The sequence below is a fragment of the Nitrincola salilacus genome (assembly GCF_046271865.1).
In the GTDB taxonomy this organism is placed as follows: domain Bacteria; phylum Pseudomonadota; class Gammaproteobacteria; order Pseudomonadales; family Balneatricaceae; genus Nitrincola; species Nitrincola salilacus.
In genome coordinates this window covers 1892776-1908718 of sequence record NZ_CP176580.1, presented here as the reverse complement: position 1 = coordinate 1908718, position 15943 = coordinate 1892776, and the positions used below count along the sequence as shown (strand labels likewise).

The following is a 15943-nucleotide window of genomic DNA, read 5'->3' as shown; positions in this document are numbered from 1 at the left end:
GGAGCGAACGTGAATGAGCGATAATCCAGCCCTGAAGTCACTCAATCTTCTATTGGTTGATGATGAAGAGAATATCCTGAAAAGTATCAGGCGCGCACTGTTACGTGAGCCATACAAAATATTGACTGCCCGACGCGGTGAAGAGGCGTTGGAGATATTGGAACACAACCTGATCGATCTGATCATCTCTGATGCTCGCATGCCAGGTATGGATGGCGCGACCCTGTTGACAGAAGTTCAGAAACGCTGGCCCCGCTGCATGCGCATTCTGATGACCGGCTATGCAGACCTGGCAACAACCATTAAAGCGATCAATGAAGGAAAGATTTATCGCTACATCAGTAAACCCTGGGATGATGATGAGCTGCGCATGGTCATTCGACAGGCGATGGAGTTTCATACATCCGAACTGGAACGAAAGCGCCTCGAACGCCTGACACAGGAGCAGAACAAAAATCTGCTTGAGCTGAATCATACACTTGAGCAGCGTGTCAAAGAGCGTACCGCCGAGCTGGAGCAGACTGCAGAGATGGTTGAAACCGCCTATCAGGAGCTCTCTCAAAGCTACGTCAAAACAACCCTGGTATTCTCTTCCCTGATAGACCAGCGAATGCCGTCTGATCGACACAGTAACAGCCAGGTTATTACCCTTATCAAGCGGTTCTGCCAGCACTATAAGCTGGAGCCGGATCTGACGCGAAATCTTTCCATGGCCGCTTCGCTTTATAACCTGGGCAAACTGACCTGGGATGACGAAATGCTTAAGCAGTCCTCTAACCAGTTGCACAAGAACTACCGTGAGACGTATCGCCAATACCCTGCCATTGGCGAGTCATTACTGATGGCACTTGAGCCGTTGCAGGGTGCGGCAAAACTGATCCGCCATCACCAGGAGCGCTGGGCCGGCGGTGGCTTTCCTGATGGAATCAAAGGTAAAGCCATTCCCGCCGGTGCGCGCATCCTACGTCTGGCAGTGGATTTTGTAGAGCTGCGCCAAGGTGTTACACTCAATAAACCGATGTCTCATGAGGATACTCTGGCCATGATGAAAAAGTATTCCGGCCAGCTTTATGAGCCACACCTCTGCGGGCAATTCATTCAATTAATGGAGCTCAGTAAAGAGGATGAACAAGAAGGTAGCAACATACTTCTGCTGCGCACGGATCAGTTGAAACCCGGGATGCGGCTCGCTCGAAATCTCTATTCAGATAAAGGGACATTGATCATCTATGAGGATAAGATACTGAATACCATGCTGATTGATAAACTCAGAGAGTTTGAAAAATCCGAGCAATCTCAGTTTGAGCTGGCCATACACACTGCTCAGCGGCAGGATCTCAAGGAATGAATGCACAGAATACCGATACTGACACGATCAACGATCTGGATCCGCATGCCACCGCTATCCGGCATTCGGCACACTTGCTGCAGCGATGTCTGGAATCCTGCTATAACGGCATTCTTATTGTAGATGCGCAACAGCATGATATGCCGATCATCTACGTCAATGCTGCCTTCGAGAAGATTACCGGCTACACCGCTGCTGAAGCGATTGGCCACAACTGCCGTTTTCTGCAAGGTACTGAAGTTGATCAAGAGGCTGTCGAAGAGATTCGTCAGCATCTTCACGAAAAGAAAGAAGTACACGTCGTACTGCGTAATTATCGCAAAGATGGCAGAGCTTTCTGGAATGACCTCTATATTGCCCCGGTCCCCGACGATCAGGGTCAGATCACTCACTTCGTCGGGGTTCAGAATGATATCTCAGAACAGAAACACTATGAGTCTCGCCTGGCCTACAATGCCAATCATGATGTTCTGACGGGGCTACCGAACAGAGCGGCTATTGAAGAGCGATTGGATCAGATCTGTCGTGTAGCACGCCGCGCTGGGCACAAACTTGCGGTCATGTTCATTGATCTGGATGGCTTCAAGGCGATCAATGATGCCATGGGTCATAAGGTAGGTGACAAGGTTCTGACCGAGATAGCCAACCGGATGAAAATGCAAATTCGTCCCGGCGATATACTCGCCCACTTTGGCGGCGACGAGTTCGTACTTGTGCTACCAGAGCTGGTGCATGAAGAGCATGTCATGACGGTTGCTGATCGCGTTCTGGAAAGCATCTCTACACCCATGCGGATGGAAGGCATAGATCTTCACATCACCGCCAGCACTGGCATCAGAATCAGTGATGGTGTAATAGACCAGCCGATGCAGCTGATCCAGCAGGCCGATATTGCGATGTATAAGGCCAAGCAGAAAGGCCATAATACCTATCACTTTTTTACAGAAGACCTGAATCAGAAGATCAGCCACCTGTTTCTGTTACGCAATGAGATGCAGAAGGCGATTGAGAATGAGGATTTTCAGGTTTACTACCAACCGCAGTTTGATTCCCGCACAGGCCGTATCACCGGCATAGAGGCCCTGCTGCGCTGGCATCATCCTGAGCTGGGCACCATTTCACCGGATGAGTTCATCACCGTTGCCGAAAATACTGGCCAGATTATCCCCTTGGGTGAGTGGGTTCTGAAGCGCGCGTGCCAGGACAATAAACGCATCTATGATATGGGCTACATCGGAAACCGTGTGTCGATAAATGTATCTGCCATACAGTTTCAGCGTGGCAATTTTGTCAAAAGCATGCTCAAAGCCCTACAGACATCACAGATCCCCCCGGAGTTAGTGGATATCGAAATCACGGAATCTCTGCTGGTTGATAATACCGATCGAACGTTGAACATGCTCAATGAGCTGAAGGCATTTGGAATAAGTATTTCGATTGATGATTTCGGAACAGGCTTTTCTGGCCTCAGTTATCTGAAAAACATCCCTGTCGACAAAATCAAGATCGACCGCTCCTTCGTCAGGGATATCATCAGTAATCAGAATGATGCCGCGATCACCAAAGGAATTATTTCGATGGCCCACCACTTGGGGCTGAAAGTGGTTGCCGAAGGGATTGAATCCGAAGCACAGGCCAGCTTTCTGAATCATCATTTGTGCGATGAGTTCCAAGGCTACTTTTTTGCCCACCCCATGCCCTTCGATCGTCTGATCACTTTTTTCAAACAACATAAAGTTCAGAGGCTGTTCAACGCCACCTCATCAGCGCCTGATAACACTCAGACACTTCTGATACTGGATGACGAACCCAACATTCTTCATGCGCTGAAAAGGGTGTTGCGCCCGGACGGCTACAGGATACTGACAGCCGGCAATGCTCAGACCGCCTTTGAATTATTGGCAACACAACAGGTTCAGGTCGTGGTATCCGATCAGCGCATGCCTGATATGAACGGTATAGAGTTCCTGAAAAGAGTGAAGAGCATTCATCCGGCAACGGTTCGTATTCTACTGTCAGGATATACCGATCTGAAAACAGTCACCGAGGCTATCAATCAAGGCTGTGCATATAAATTCTTCACTAAGCCTTGGGTTGATGATGAATTGAGAGCAAACATACGCCGCGCCTTCAGGCACTACGCTGCGACACAGTCTCAAAACCAGGATGGCGAGAATTAAGTATCATCAGTTTTTGATAGCAGGATAAAAACGTGGCTCCGGCTCCAGCCAGACTCCGAAGGTCTGCTGAACCGATAACTGGATATTTGCCATCAGGCGCTCCAGCTCAGTACGAGTGCCGCCACCAGCATTGAACAGCACCAGAGCCTGATGCTCATAAACACCCACCTGCCCTTCACGCCGGCCTTTCCAACCGCAACGGTCAATCATCCAGCCAGCTGCCAGCTTGCACCGCCCTTGGTCCGGATAGGAAACCAGATCGGGGAAGCGCTGCTTCAATTGCAGAAGCTGCTCAGGAGGAATAACGGGATTTTTGAAGAAACTACCGGCATTTCCCAGCAATTTCGGATCAGGTAGTTTACTGCGCCGAATCGAACAGACCTGCTCAAAAACATCACGCGCTGTAAGATATGGCCTGCCTGCCAACTCGCTCAAACCGCTGTAGCCCAAGACAGGATTGAAATCACGCTGCAGTATAAAAGTTACTGCAGTAATGATGTAGCGATCTGGTTCAAGCGATTTGAAAACACTGTCACGATAGGCAAAGTGGCAAGCTGACCGACTCAGACGAGTGAAACACTTCTGTGCCCGGTCATACACCTCCACCTCATGCAGATGGTCCTTGAGCTCCACACCGTAGGCGCCGATGTTCTGCACGGGAGCAGCGCCGACTGTACCCGGTATCAAGGCAAGGTTTTCAAGGCCGAACAGCCCCTCATCCAGCATTCTGTCTACCGCTGTGTGCCAGTTCTCCCCTGCTGCGATACGCAGCAGGACCCTACCATCCTTAAGCGATTCGGACGACCAACCCTTAAGATCTATCAACGCCACCATACCACCAATCCTATCGCCCAGAACCAGATTGCTGCCACCACCGAGCAACAGCAGTTCCAGTTTTTGCTCCTGGCAATACTCACAAAGAAGCGGCAGTTGAGCGATGTCGGTAATCTGCACGAAATACTCGGCATTGGCCGAAAAACCCAGTGTATTCAGGTCATCAAGTGGAACATTACGTTGGATTGACAGCATTAATCTACATGCCTCGCCCTGATATGCCGGACCAGACCTGCAGAAGCATTCTCTATCAGATCCACCACCCGCTCAAAACCCTTGTCTCCATCCGTATAGTAGGGATCGGGTACTTCACGTACCGTTTCAGCATCTGCAAAATCAAGGAACAAACTTAGATGCCCCGTATAGCCCACTGGAGCCATTGCTGTCAGGAAATTCAGGTTCTGCTTGTCCATCGCCAGAATATAGTCATAGTGTTCAAAATCAGTATCTTCAACTGCACGGGCACGCAGAGGGCTCAGATCATAGCCGCGACGAGCTGCCACTCTAGTGCTGCGCGGGTCGGGTGGATTACCAATGTGATAGGCTGCGGTTCCGGCAGAATCCACCTCTACCTGATGATGCAGACCTTCATCAGCCAGACACTTCAAAAATACGCCATGCGCCGTGGGTGATCTACAGATATTGCCCAAACAGACAAAAAGAACACTCACCGGAAACTGTTTTGACATAACTGCCTCAATCACTGTCCTTACAACTCTTTCAACTCACTGATGAAACTGACTTGTCTACTGCTGCGCCAACCACACCCTGATCCGCTCCAGGTCTTCAGGTGTATCAACACCCGTCGGTGGCGCCTCATCGGCTGCAGCGACATGGATGCGAACACCCATCCATAAGGCGCGCAACTGTTCCAGCGACTCAGTCTGCTCCAAGGGTGCAGGTGGCCAGGTAACGTACTCATTCAGGAGTCGAACACGGTAGGCGTACAGACCGATATGTCGCTGCCAGTTGAAACCAGCCGGCATAGCGGTACCTTTACTCTGAGCGGCAAAGGCATCGCGTGGCCAAGGGATGCTGGCACGGCTGAAATAGAGCGCCATACCCTTACAATCCGTGACCACCTTGACAACATTAGGATTCAACAAGGCATCCAGATCTTCAATCGGCTCAGAGAGAGTGGCGATGCCCGCCTCTGTCATCGCCATCAGGTTATGAGCCACCTGATTGATGATGCGTGGTGGTATCAGAGGCTCATCCCCCTGAACATTCACCACTATATCGTCGGCATAGAACCCAAGACGCTGCACCACCTCCTGCAAGCGGTCTGTTCCCGATGGGTGATCCGAGGATGTCATGCATACCTCGGCACCAAAAGCCGATGCAACATCTGCAATCTGCTGATTATCAGTGGCAACGATAACCCTACTGGCTTCACTCTCGCAGGCACGCTCATATACATGCTGCACCATTGGCTTACCGGCCAGATCAGCCAGAGGCTTACCCGGGAAGCGTGTGGATGCATAGCGGGCAGGGATGACAACTGAAAAGCTCATTATTTTTTCTCTTTCAGGCGTTCTTCAACTGTCAGTGTGCGTGCCTCACTTTCCAGCATCACCGGGATATCATCCCGGATCGGGTAGGCCAGACCACTCGTCCGACAGATCAGCTCGTTGGTCTCTTTATTCCATTCCAGTGGTGCTTTGGATACGGGGCACACCAGTATATCTAGCAGTTTGTGATCCATTATCTAGTCCTGTTCTGTAAATTAACACGTTGCGTCAATTGTATCAGTTGCTCTTCAAATGCCCGCGAAAGCCCAGCCTCTACCTGCAGGGCCCAGCAATCATCAGGCAACTGAGTTTGAAACTTCACGGCATCTTTCTCAGTCATGATAACCGGCAACGCATCGTTGAATTCAATATCTTGCGGGCGGTACTGATGATGATCCGGAAAAGGGTGTTCGACAGGCTTCAATCCGATCCCCTTCAGAGTATCGAAAAATCGTGCCGGATTACCGATACCCGCGACAGCATGCACCCTGCACTCCTGTCCGGCACGCCAGCTCTCAATGCTGGAAATCACTCCTGAACGAAGATGCCGCAGGGACGTCGGTACTATATCCATCATGAAGTCGTCCGGCCACCTCTGCTGCTGGCCATTGTTCACAACCACCATATCCACCTGCTGCAGACGACTGACCGGTTCGCGTAGAGGCCCTTCCGGCAGACATCGCTGATTGCCCAGACCTCGTTGTCCATCAATGACAGCAATCTCTATATCGCGCCCCAGTCGATAATGTTGCAGACCATCATCACTGATGATGATATCGCAATCCGTCTGAGCCAGCAGCGATTTTGCTGCCGCTACTCTATCTGGATCAACCACCAACGGCACAGCAGTCTGGCGGACAATCAGCAAGGGCTCATCACCCGATTCGGCAGGAGAGGAATTCTCAGTCACATGAAAGGGATAATAAGGCGCTTTACCACCATAACCCCGACTGACAACGCCAGGTTTGAATCCTTGCGATCGATACAAGGCGATCAGTGCGATAACCAGAGGTGTCTTACCCGTGCCACCAACGCTGATATTTCCCACCACAACAACAGGAACAGGGGCTTTCCACTGTTTCTCGGGATTACTCAGGTAGCGATAACGTCGGCGGGTTGCCAGATGCTCAAACAACCAGGAAAGGGGCCGAAGCAGCGGGCTCCAGGAAGCTGGCTCGTACCAGCTACGTTCAAGCAAGCGCATTATTCACGTCCGGATTCCCGAGTCGTGATGCTGAGCCGGGCAAAGCCCAACTGACCAGCCACATCCATCGCGGTCACCACCGCCTGATGTGGCGTTTCACCGTCGGCCGTAATAACAAAGGGGATATCGCGTGCATCCCCGGCCTCGGACATGATTGCGCGTCGCAGCGTCAGCGCCTGAGCATTCACCAACGGCTGACCATTAACACTGTATAGACCCTCCGAGGAAATGACGATATCTATGGCTACACGTTCAGCCGTCGTAATCGCTCCCGACGCGGCCTCCGGCAGATTGATCTCCAGATGCGACTCACGTGTAAAAGTAGTGGAAATCATAAAGAAGATCAGCAGCAGAAACACCACATCAATCAAAGGGGTCAGATTGACACTCACTTCATCCTGGCGTTGGCGAGGAAACTTCACAGTGACCGTCCATCCTTACTCATAGTTGACATCGCGCTCGCCATGAATCACTTCCACCAGTTTGACTGCTTCCTGCTCCATGCCCACCACCAGTGTATCGATCCGGCGCTGAAAATAGCGGTGCATCACCAATGAGGGAATAGCAATGGAGAGCCCTGCGGCTGTCGTGATAAGTGCCTCAGAAATCCCGCCCGCCAGCACGCCGACATTCCCGGTTCCCTGTATCATGATCTCTGTGAACACCTTGATCATACCAATAACGGTACCCAGCAAGCCGAGTAGTGGCGTAATCGCAGCTATCGATCCCAGACCGCTCAGATAGCGTTCCATATCATGTATCACATGACTGGCTGCTTCCTGAATGCTCTCTTTCATGATCTCCCGACCATGTTTGGCATTATTCAGCCCAGCTACGATAATGCTGCCCAGAGGGCTTCCCTGCTTGATCTGCTTCATGTGCTCGGACGTCATGGTACCATGACGAACCAGTTCCCAGACCTCACCAAGCAAGCCAGCAGGGATGACATGTCTCTTTTTAAGAAACCATAAGCGCTCAATGCAGATAGCCAGCGAAACAACAGAGCAGGCCAGTATCGGTATCATTAACCAGCCGCCCGCTTTGATCAGTTCAAACACTCAGTGAGCCTCCTTTTTGCTGTCACAACTTTATCATAGCCCTGTCATGGAAAGTAGATTGTTTCGCCTACAGGTCACGAATCACAGGGTGATGCCAGTATCGTCTGCGCTGTTCTCGCCAACTTTCTGTATTGCATTTCCCATTGGATGCGCTCAACACAATTGCACCGTCAGTCGCAGTATTCATTGCCTTTACACCTGCCCTTTCAAACCTCGTGGTGACCTCTTCATGAGGATGCCCAAAACGGTTATTGTAACCAGCCGCATAGATGACATGCTCAGGCTGAAGGTGTTCAATCAAAACCTGAGAGGATGAGCTTCGACTACCATGATGCCCCGCTACAAGCCAGGTGACCGGTTGCAATAAACCTGTCCGGACAAGCCCGAACTCAGCCGGCAATCCAGCATCACCCGGAAGAAACAGGCTGCAAGTCCCGCTTCTGACCTCCAGCACGCAGGATTGCTCATTGCGACTCCATTCAGGTCTTGGTGGGGGCGTCAGATAGCGAAAATGTACGCTATCGTATTCCCACGCCTGTCGTTCATGGCAACTCTGAAACCCTCGACTGATCAGATTATCGTCACCACCCTCTTTCCGCCCTATCGACAACATCTGCTTTAATGCCGGATAACCACCGACATGGTCAGAATCACCATGACTGATCACCAGATGATCGAGCTGATGAACATTACCGGCCTGAAGCATTGGCGCTATCGTAAAGGGCAGCGCACTGCCGCCACCTGCGAACCCCGGCCCCGTGTCATAGAGAAGACGATGCTGCCGGGTCTCGACCAAAACCGCCAACCCCTGCCCTACATCAAATACCACCGCCTTGAAGTCACCTGAGGAAATCTGTGAGGCACGCGGCATGAGTAAAGGTAAAAGCACCAGCACACTCACCCATCGCCAATGAAGCGGAATCGGCATCAGTAACCAGAAGCAGGCCAGACTCGCAATCAAAACAATAATGGGTTCAGGTCGGGCCAAGAGCATGTAAACACCTGGAATCGCTGCACTCCATTGCAATCCAGACCAGAAAAGATCAAGAAACTGACTGACGGCCCAGATCACTGATTCCGATCCGGCCAGTGCGGCAGGTATCAATACTGGCAAGAGTGTTATCAACAACGAAAACAGCGGCACGGCGATCAGATTCACTACAGGGGCCAGCACTCCGAACTGATTGAACAGCAATGCCATCAACGGCAGCATGCCGACAAAAATCGACCACTGTGCCTGTCCCGCAAGTCGCCAGGCTGAAGCACCCGGACGTTTGCTGGTCTGAGCAAGCCACAAGAGCACAGCCACAGCGCAGAAAGAGAGCCATGCACCCGGCTGCAACAATGCCAGTGGCTGGCAGGTAAGGATGGCAATCAAAGCCCATCTCCATCTTGTCCAGCCACTGACCTGCTTCAAAGACCACTCAGCCATCAGAAAAACCGTCACCATAATCAAGGCACGCTGCACCGGTAACCCAAAACCGGAAATCAACGCATAGGAAACAGCCAGCAATAGCGCCAAAAGCAAGGGTATACGCCGTAACCAGACCGGTGCAAAACCACAGAGTAATACACCACCTATCAGCAACTTCCCTAACAATAAACCAGCCCCTGCGGCAACACCGATATGCAAACCACTGACGACCAGAAGGTGGGCCGTGCCGGTTCTGCGCAATACCTCCCAGTGCTCATCCTGCATATCCAGACGGCTACCCAGCACAATCGCCTGCAGCAGCCAACCCGATCCTGTGCCACTGAATTGATGGTGCAGCTTATCTGACAGATTCTGACGAAACCCGGCAAGCGTCCAACCCTTACCGCTTTGTTGATGATACAACTGGCGCACATAACCGGTTGCATCCAGATTATTCTGCAGATAGTAAAGCTCTCTATCACTTGCATGGGGATTCATCAGGCCTCGCGGAGATCTCAGGCGCACCTCCAGATCAAGGTACTGCCCAGCCTTAATGATCTGTTCAGGTTGATACAGGGACAATTGCACCCGACGCAAACGCCTCAGTGCAGGCTCATCAGCGAGAACCTGATCAACAGAAATCTCAAACCTGACTCTGTGATCGCTGTGTAAGGGGAGATCCTGAACAGTACCACTCAGGTGTACATCTGTACCATCAAGCGCGAGCGGTAAACGATGATGCAGCTGCCATGAACCATAGAGTGTGGCCACCAGCACCCCCACACAATAGAGCAATGTCCGAGTGCGAAGCACCGGGTGAAGCAGGAGCAGTAATCCGGGAAAGAGGTAACACACTGAGTATAGACTGGGCAAAAGTGCCACAGTCAGCAGTCCGGCGAGATAATAGATCATCCTTGATCCTTATAATCACGTTGTAATCACTTATGTCTTGTTGGCTTGAGCCCATCCAGGCGGCATAATGAGCAGCCTTTAGTGTAAAGTAACGTTAATGCCACGCAAGCTTCTGAAAAAATACATGCCGGATCCGCACTGGGTGAGAAACCACCAGCATTTACGCTGGATGGGTCGCTACATTCAGAACCCCAACCTCTGGCACTTATCGCACCGCTCCGTGTCGCTGGCATTTCTGGTGGGAATTTTCTGCGCTTTTTTGCCGATGCCCTTCCAGATGGTGCTAGCCGCCGTCATTGCTGTTCTTGTTGGCAGCAATCTGCCTGTTTCCATTGGGCTGGTCTGGATATCAAACCCTATCACCATGCCAGCCATGCTCTACTTCTGCTATCGAATAGGGCTTGCGATTCTCGGCTCAGACCCCGAGACTCCCAGGATGGCATGGACTCTGGACAGTATCTACGGCAACTTTCAGCATATATGGCAACCCTTGCTACTGGGTTCAGTTTTGTGCGGCATCGTTGCAGGTATTCTGGGCTTTATTGCCGTGCGCATTGTCTGGCTGATACAGGTACGGCGCAATTGGATCAAACGCGGCAAGGCACGCGCATTGCGTCGCAAACAGATAGATGACGGCAGATCAGACTGAATAAGGCTCCAGGCGCCCATTAGTTAACTGCATTGCGCGCTCCATACTCCCTGCCAACTCCAGATTATGCGTTACAATCACGAACGCAATATCCAGCTCCTGATTAAGCCTGTCCAGATACTGCTGTACTTCATGTGCCGTGACGTGATCCAGATTTCCGGTGGGTTCATCCATCAGAACACAGGCAGGTGATGTCACCAGCGCTCGGGCTATGGCCACACGCTGCCTTTCGCCACCGCTGAGCTGCCCCGGCTTGTGATCGGCACGACTCGACAATCCAACCTGAGCCAACAGCACCTTTGCCGCCTGACTGGCTGTTGCGACACTGTCACCTCGAATCAGTAACGGCATCGCAATATTCTCAAGTGCCGTGAACTCGTTCAGTAGATGATGAAACTGATAAACAAAACCGAGCATGCGATTACGCATGGTGCAACGCTGTAACTCAGGCACTTCATAGATAGAATCATTGAGCAGACTCACGGAACCACTGGTTGGCTGCTCCAAACCACCCAGAATATTCAGCAGCGTGGTTTTGCCACTGCCCGAGCTGCCGACTATGGCTACACGTTCGCCTTTGTGTACAGTGAAATTGAGCGTGTCGAGCACCACAAGATCATGGCCCACTTCTTTATAAACATGCGTGACATCACACGCTTCCAATACTGGACTACTCATAGCGAAGCGCCTCTGCCGGCTGTGTTCTGGAAGCCTTCCAGGCAGGATACAGTGTTGCCAGGAAGCTGATACTGAATGCAGTAATAGTGATCATAACCAGATCATTCAACTGCAACTGGGAAGGGAGATAACTGATGAAATAAACATCTGCCGACAAAAACTGAATCCCCAGCGTCCGCTCCACCCAGGCAACCAGATCACTGACGGTCAATGCCAGGATAATCCCCAATACCAGACCCAGCGTTGTCCCTATAAAGCCAATCACTGTGCCCTGTACCATGAAAATACGCATGATACCGCCGGGAGTCGCGCCCATGGTGCGCAGAATCGCTATATCATTGCGCTTATCAGTCACGACCATGACCAGTGTTGAAACAATATTGAATGCAGCAACAAATACGATCAGAAACAGCAGAAGCCCAATCATTCGTTTTTCAAGCTGGATCGCCTGAAAAAGATTGCCATGCGTACGCGTCCAATCGGACACATAAAGAGGACGATCAAATGACTCTGCCAGCGAGCGTATCAGTCGGGGTGCAGCAAAGAGGTCATCAAATTTGATGCGAACGCCGTCCACCTCACCCGGCAGCAGACGCTTCAGACGGGCAGCGTCATCTATATGAACATAGGCCAGACTCGCGTCCAGCTCGGCACCGACCGAAAAAATACCGACTACCTCAAAGCGTTTCAGCCTGGGGACGATACCGGCAATACTGACCGAAGCTTCTGGCAGCACCAGCGTGACCTTATCACCCACGCCCGCACCGATGAATCGAGCCAGCAGTTCACCCAGCACAATGCCGTAATCGCCCGCAACGAGATTGTCCAACGAACCATAAGTAAAGTGATCCGCGATGATGGACACATCGGTTTCGTAATCCGGGTCGATGCCGTTCACCAATACGCCATGTACCTTGCCAGCATTGGTCAGCATACCTTGTGCCTGAACAAAAGGCGCAGCTGCCTCGACCTGATCCGACAGCACCAGCCGCTCTGATACCTGAGACCAGTCTTGCATTGAGGTGCCATATTCGCTGATGGTGGCGTGAGGCACCATCCCGAGTATGCGCTGCTTCAACTCACGGTCGAAACCGTTCATCACAGACAGCACGACGATCAACGCGGCCACACCAAGCATCAAGCCCAGCATCGATACCAGCGAAATAAAAGATATGAAATGGTTGCCGCGTTTAGCTGCCGTGTAGCGCAGTCCGACAAAGAGAGATAAAGGTCTGAACATGGGGCTGAATTAAATCACAGTTAGGTTTCTATCTCTAACAGATTCGCTGTATTTTTCGCTATACTTGAGCGAAACAAATCTGACTCAGGGAGAAACAGTTTGGAAAGTGAACGACGCCAATTCTATCGCATTGACCACCCGGTAGCATTAGAGTTCACGATAATTCCTGAACCGGAAGATCTGGACTCATTGCAACCATCACATTTCAAGGTTTCGCCCTACTTCATGCTGCAAAGCCATCTGCACGAACTGGACCAGGAGGCTAATGCCAAGCTGAATCAACTGGGCCGCTCAATGCCGATTCTGACCTCCTACCTGCAGCTCATGAGCAAAAAAATCGACCTGATCGCTCAGACACTCTCTGCCAACCAGCAGATGGGTGATGAGATCAAGACAGAGATAGTGAACCTCAGCGAAGGAGGCCTATCCTTTCACAACAACCACACAATCGAGCTGAACAGCCTGATGGTAGTAAAACTGGTATTTCCTGAAGGGGAGATGGGATTACTGCTTTATGCCAGAGTACAGCGTTGCAGCGTACTCAGTGATGGTGCCGATATCGGTATTGAGTTCCTGAAAATGCCTGAGAGCTGCCGTACACAACTGGCACGGCTGATTATCGAAACCCAGGCAAGAGAGCGCAAGCAATACCTCAATGACTGAACAACAATCCAGAACACTGCATCACCTGGCAACAGCTGTGGGCTTTCTTTTCCTTATTCTGTGGTTTTATATTGGGCGCAGAATCGGGTTTCTCGACTGGTTTGTCACGCTGGGCCCCAGAAGCCATGCAGGGGCAATACTGACTATTGGTATCATGCTGATGATGCTGCCCGCGTTTCTGATCTGGAAGTACTGTAATCGCTGGGTAGAAAAAAGACTGAAAATCACCGGGCGTTTCCTGGAAGATGAGGTATATCTGAAGCCAGAAAACAAGGCTGATACTCAAGATACCGATAAGGAAAGCAGGCAGAAGCAGGCGGATGATTAACCCCCCGCCTCTGCCCTGTATGATCCTTACAGATTAACTACGCGGTTCAAGCCAGCTATGGCAGCCACTCGATAGGCTTCGGCCATGGTTGGGTAGTTGAAGGTCGTGTTGACGAAATACTTGATGGTATTGGCCGCGCCTTCCTGACGCATAATCGCCTGACCGATATGTATGATCTCTGAGGCCTGATCACCAAAACAGTGAATACCGAGAATTTCAAAGGTATCACGATGGAACAGAAGCTTCAGCATACCTACCGGTTCGCCAGATATCTGCGCGCGCGCCGTATCCTTGAAGAACGCCTGACCCACTTCATAAGGGACGCACTCTTCGGTTAGCTCTTCTTCAGTTTTACCGACAGAGCTGATCTCAGGAATGGTATAGATACCGGTCGGCACTTCGTTGATATAACGGAAGTCATCACCACTGAGCAGATCTGACGACGCAGCCCTGCCCTGATCCAACGCTGCTGAAGCCAGGCTTGGCCAACCAATCACGTCACCAACGGCATAAACACCCTCTGCACTGGTACGGTAGTGATCATCCACCTCCAACTGTCCACGACTATTGGCCGCCAAACCGATACTTTCCAGCCCAAGACCTTTAGTATTTCCCGAACGCCCGGCGCACCACAGAAAAGCATCCGCACGGATACGCTTACCCGACTTGAGCTCCATCGTCACACCTTTGTCATCCCCTACGACAGATGCATATTCTTCATTGTGACGAATTTTGACGGCATTGTTGCGCAGATGGTAGCTCAGAGAATCAGAGATCTCGACATCAAGGAAGGAGAGCAGGCGATCACGGTTATCGATAAGATCAACTTTTACACCCAGGCCACTGAAAATGGATGCATATTCGCAGCCGATTACACCGGCACCGTAGATCACCATGGTACGTGGAGTGTGGTTCAGTTTCAGAATAGAATCAGAGTTGTAGATACGAGGATGTTTGAAATCAATATCATCCGGGCACCAGGGGCTTGACCCCGTTGCGATGATCACATTTTTACCACGCAGGTGCTCAGGTTCGCCCTTGGTGCTCTTAACCTGAACAACGCCCTGCTCTACAAAAGTTGCCCGACCAAAAAAAACATCAATACGGTTGCGCGCATAAAAATTGGTACGCAGCATCACCTGATTAGAGATGACCTTTTCGGCACGGCGTAATACCTTTGGGAAGGAGAACCAACGCGGTTCGCCGATATCCCTGAACATGGGGTTAGTGTTGAATTCTATGATCTGCTTGACTGAATGGCGCAGCGCCTTGGATGGGATAGTACCTTTGTGCGTACAGTTACCGCCAACGGTATCCTGCTCTTCGATTACAGCCACTCTGCGGCCGTTCTTTGCCGCATTCAGTGCTGCGCCCTCTCCAGCAGGCCCAGAACCTATCACAATGACATCGTAGTCATATTCAGCCATTCTTTTCCCCTTCAGATCATATAATAAAATGCAGACAGACTTGACCCCGGTCTTGCGCCAGCTCAACAGTAAACTCTAAGCCCTTGAGCCAAAAATACAATTACCTTTTGGCCTTAGCCTCATATGCCAGCTCTTCACTGGCATCATTTCGCATGGATTTGTTCTTTTCCTGCTCTTCATCACAGACATCCTTATCGCCATGACAGATATCACAGGCAGTATCCATTCCCAGAGCGCTCATACCACCACAGGAGCCAGCTATCGGCTTACGCCCCATCAGCACACCGACAGACATGGCCACAACTAGAAATGTCAGGACGAGAAAAGTCAGAAACATGACTTCCATAAATAGCCTCCTAACTGTTAGTGAAAAAATGACTTGTTATCTATCAGAAAAGATCTGGCAGCTACAGTTCAAAATTGTATTCGAATGACCCGAATACAATAGAAAAACGGCCAGTAGCATTAGCTACTGGCCATTTCCGTTTACTGCAAAA

Annotated in this window: 17 protein-coding genes; 5 read left to right on the top strand and 12 right to left on the bottom strand. The window is 51.0% G+C overall.

Annotated elements, in window-relative coordinates; genetic code table 11:
* The first annotated feature begins 13 nt into the window (after positions 1 to 13).
* Both ACK3CJ_RS09040 and ACK3CJ_RS09035 read left to right on the top strand, forming a co-directional pair.
* Entirely contained in the window at positions 14 to 1348 is a 1335-nt protein-coding gene (locus ACK3CJ_RS09040) for an HD domain-containing phosphohydrolase (RefSeq protein WP_409526089.1), read from the top strand.
* Positions 1345 to 3528 carry an EAL domain-containing protein gene (locus ACK3CJ_RS09035; RefSeq protein WP_409526088.1) on the top strand — a complete coding sequence of 728 codons (2184 nt, stop codon included), beginning with the start codon at positions 1345 to 1347 and terminating at the stop codon, positions 3526 to 3528. The genes ACK3CJ_RS09040 and ACK3CJ_RS09035 overlap by 4 nt, the downstream gene beginning before the upstream one ends.
* 6 nt (positions 3529 to 3534) lie before the next feature.
* Here the strand turns inward: ACK3CJ_RS09035 and murB are convergent, their stop codons facing one another.
* From murB to ACK3CJ_RS08995, 8 genes are all read right to left on the bottom strand, one after another.
* A complete protein-coding gene (gene murB, locus ACK3CJ_RS09030) occupies positions 3535 to 4557 on the bottom strand; it encodes a UDP-N-acetylmuramate dehydrogenase (RefSeq protein WP_409526087.1) in 1023 nt (340 codons plus the stop codon).
* Positions 4557 to 5051, bottom strand: coding sequence for a low molecular weight protein-tyrosine-phosphatase (locus ACK3CJ_RS09025; RefSeq protein ID WP_409526086.1), 495 nt, complete (start codon positions 5049 to 5051; stop codon positions 4557 to 4559). Before ACK3CJ_RS09025 ends, murB begins: the two co-directional genes overlap by 1 nt.
* Positions 5052 to 5108: 57 nt before the next feature.
* Positions 5109 to 5876: a 3-deoxy-manno-octulosonate cytidylyltransferase gene (kdsB, locus tag ACK3CJ_RS09020; protein WP_409526085.1), complete on the bottom strand. Its 768-nt coding sequence runs from the start codon at positions 5874 to 5876 to the stop codon at positions 5109 to 5111.
* Entirely contained in the window at positions 5876 to 6067 is a 192-nt protein-coding gene (locus tag ACK3CJ_RS09015) for a Trm112 family protein (protein WP_409526084.1), read from the bottom strand. Before ACK3CJ_RS09015 ends, kdsB begins: the two co-directional genes overlap by 1 nt.
* Complete coding sequence (gene lpxK, locus ACK3CJ_RS09010) at positions 6067 to 7077, bottom strand: tetraacyldisaccharide 4'-kinase (RefSeq protein WP_409526083.1); 1011 nt, start codon at positions 7075 to 7077, stop codon at positions 6067 to 6069. Before lpxK ends, ACK3CJ_RS09015 begins: the two co-directional genes overlap by 1 nt.
* Positions 7077 to 7499 (bottom strand): ExbD/TolR family protein, encoded by a 423-nt coding sequence (locus ACK3CJ_RS09005; protein WP_409526082.1) that lies wholly within the window; start codon positions 7497 to 7499, stop codon positions 7077 to 7079. The genes lpxK and ACK3CJ_RS09005 overlap by 1 nt, the downstream gene beginning before the upstream one ends.
* 15 nt (positions 7500 to 7514) lie before the next feature.
* The gene (locus ACK3CJ_RS09000) at positions 7515 to 8135 is read right to left on the bottom strand and encodes a MotA/TolQ/ExbB proton channel family protein (RefSeq protein WP_409526081.1); all 621 of its coding nucleotides are present in this window, start codon (positions 8133 to 8135) and stop codon (positions 7515 to 7517) included.
* 67 nt (positions 8136 to 8202) lie between these two features.
* Positions 8203 to 10461, bottom strand: a complete 2259-nt coding sequence (locus ACK3CJ_RS08995; RefSeq protein WP_409526080.1) for a DNA internalization-related competence protein ComEC/Rec2 — start codon at positions 10459 to 10461, stop codon at positions 8203 to 8205.
* Between the two features lie 97 nt (positions 10462 to 10558).
* On the opposite strand from ACK3CJ_RS08995, the gene ACK3CJ_RS08990 reads away from it, so the two are divergent.
* Positions 10559 to 11110: a DUF2062 domain-containing protein gene (locus ACK3CJ_RS08990; protein WP_409526079.1), complete on the top strand. Its 552-nt coding sequence runs from the start codon at positions 10559 to 10561 to the stop codon at positions 11108 to 11110.
* On the opposite strand, the gene ACK3CJ_RS08985 is transcribed toward ACK3CJ_RS08990, so the two are convergent.
* Positions 11102 to 11788, bottom strand: coding sequence for an ABC transporter ATP-binding protein (locus ACK3CJ_RS08985; RefSeq protein WP_409526078.1), 687 nt, complete (start codon positions 11786 to 11788; stop codon positions 11102 to 11104). The two genes, ACK3CJ_RS08990 and ACK3CJ_RS08985, sit on opposite strands and share 9 nt — an antisense overlap.
* A complete protein-coding gene (locus tag ACK3CJ_RS08980) occupies positions 11781 to 13028 on the bottom strand; it encodes a lipoprotein-releasing ABC transporter permease subunit (RefSeq protein WP_409526077.1) in 1248 nt (415 codons plus the stop codon). Before ACK3CJ_RS08980 ends, ACK3CJ_RS08985 begins: the two co-directional genes overlap by 8 nt.
* A 99-nt stretch (positions 13029 to 13127) precedes the next feature.
* Between ACK3CJ_RS08980 and ACK3CJ_RS08975 the strand changes: the two genes are divergently transcribed.
* Together ACK3CJ_RS08975 and ACK3CJ_RS08970 are read left to right on the top strand one after the other, a co-directional pair.
* Entirely contained in the window at positions 13128 to 13691 is a 564-nt protein-coding gene (locus ACK3CJ_RS08975; RefSeq protein WP_409526076.1) for a PilZ domain-containing protein, read from the top strand.
* A complete protein-coding gene (locus ACK3CJ_RS08970; RefSeq protein WP_409526075.1) occupies positions 13684 to 14019 on the top strand; it encodes a hypothetical protein in 336 nt (111 codons plus the stop codon). Before ACK3CJ_RS08975 ends, ACK3CJ_RS08970 begins: the two co-directional genes overlap by 8 nt.
* Before the next feature lie 26 nt (positions 14020 to 14045).
* Here the strand turns inward: ACK3CJ_RS08970 and sthA are convergent, their stop codons facing one another.
* Together sthA and nqrM are read right to left on the bottom strand one after the other, a co-directional pair.
* Positions 14046 to 15446, bottom strand: a complete 1401-nt coding sequence (sthA, locus tag ACK3CJ_RS08965; RefSeq protein ID WP_409526074.1) for a Si-specific NAD(P)(+) transhydrogenase — start codon at positions 15444 to 15446, stop codon at positions 14046 to 14048.
* 100 nt (positions 15447 to 15546) lie between these two features.
* Positions 15547 to 15792 (bottom strand): (Na+)-NQR maturation NqrM, encoded by a 246-nt coding sequence (gene nqrM / locus ACK3CJ_RS08960; RefSeq protein WP_409526073.1) that lies wholly within the window; start codon positions 15790 to 15792, stop codon positions 15547 to 15549.
* Between the last annotated feature and the right edge of the window lie 151 nt (positions 15793 to 15943).

What these genes read in the sequence shown, in the direction of transcription:
- ACK3CJ_RS09035 (WP_409526088.1), top strand. Translation starts at nt 1,345, where the DNA reads ATGAATGCACAGAATACCGATACTGACACGATCAACGATCTGGATCCG.
- ACK3CJ_RS08990 (WP_409526079.1), top strand. Translation starts at nt 10,559, where the DNA reads ATGCCACGCAAGCTTCTGAAAAAATACATGCCGGATCCGCACTGGGTG.
- ACK3CJ_RS09025 (WP_409526086.1), bottom strand. Translation starts at nt 5,051, where the DNA reads ATGTCAAAACAGTTTCCGGTGAGTGTTCTTTTTGTCTGTTTGGGCAAT.
- ACK3CJ_RS09040 (WP_409526089.1), top strand. Translation starts at nt 14, where the DNA reads ATGAGCGATAATCCAGCCCTGAAGTCACTCAATCTTCTATTGGTTGAT.
- ACK3CJ_RS08970 (WP_409526075.1), top strand. Translation starts at nt 13,684, where the DNA reads ATGACTGAACAACAATCCAGAACACTGCATCACCTGGCAACAGCTGTG.
- ACK3CJ_RS09015 (WP_409526084.1), bottom strand. Translation starts at nt 6,067, where the DNA reads ATGGATCACAAACTGCTAGATATACTGGTGTGCCCCGTATCCAAAGCA.
- kdsB (WP_409526085.1), bottom strand. Translation starts at nt 5,876, where the DNA reads ATGAGCTTTTCAGTTGTCATCCCTGCCCGCTATGCATCCACACGCTTC.
- nqrM (WP_409526073.1), bottom strand. Translation starts at nt 15,792, where the DNA reads ATGGAAGTCATGTTTCTGACTTTTCTCGTCCTGACATTTCTAGTTGTG.
- lpxK (WP_409526083.1), bottom strand. Translation starts at nt 7,077, where the DNA reads ATGCGCTTGCTTGAACGTAGCTGGTACGAGCCAGCTTCCTGGAGCCCG.
- ACK3CJ_RS08995 (WP_409526080.1), bottom strand. Translation starts at nt 10,461, where the DNA reads ATGATCTATTATCTCGCCGGACTGCTGACTGTGGCACTTTTGCCCAGT.
- ACK3CJ_RS08985 (WP_409526078.1), bottom strand. Translation starts at nt 11,788, where the DNA reads ATGAGTAGTCCAGTATTGGAAGCGTGTGATGTCACGCATGTTTATAAA.
- sthA (WP_409526074.1), bottom strand. Translation starts at nt 15,446, where the DNA reads ATGGCTGAATATGACTACGATGTCATTGTGATAGGTTCTGGGCCTGCT.
- murB (WP_409526087.1), bottom strand. Translation starts at nt 4,557, where the DNA reads ATGCTGTCAATCCAACGTAATGTTCCACTTGATGACCTGAATACACTG.
- ACK3CJ_RS08980 (WP_409526077.1), bottom strand. Translation starts at nt 13,028, where the DNA reads ATGTTCAGACCTTTATCTCTCTTTGTCGGACTGCGCTACACGGCAGCT.